The 485-nt window shown below is 44.1% G+C and carries 1 pseudogene; it reads right to left on the bottom strand.

The features are described from left to right. Positions 1-116: 116 nt before the first annotated feature. Positions 117-485 (bottom strand): annotated as a pseudogene (locus tag AC23ME_RS21100) (ParA family protein); the annotation flags it as partial.

Raw genomic sequence — 485 nt, 5'->3', positions numbered from 1 at the left:
CTGTTGCACAGGTTCGCCAGCAGTTTGGGTGGTCAGTTTGACACGGAATCCCATGGTCAGTTTCTCCGAAATATACACTAGCCACTCTGCAAATAAATGGTAGCCTTTTCAATCTTTTATTTAATGAGGTTAAGTTGAATACACCGCAAGAGCAACAGAGACTTAGGGAGATAGAAAAAGCTAAGAGTGCAAAAAAGAAATAAAATTATACCTGCCAGTGCTTTCAGGATACCGGGCGTGTTCACGGTTCCGGGCAGGTCGAAGAACAGAACATCAAGCGGAACGGGAGAAGTGTTTACAAATTCGTGCGCCGCATCGAGTACGCTATCCGCTTTGTGCTGCATAATTGGATAGGCTTTTTTGTTGATGGTGGTAAACTGCTTATATGCCAGTTTTTTCAACGCCTCATTTTCCATTACCATTGCCAAATCACGGGTTTTCATTTTCATCAGGCTGTGCTGCGGAAAATCCGCATCAAATACGGC

The organism is Pedobacter sp. T50_32 (genome assembly GCF_057652195.1).
Note: the sequence above shows the minus strand (reverse complement) of the source record. Positions and strands in the feature narration are given on the sequence as shown.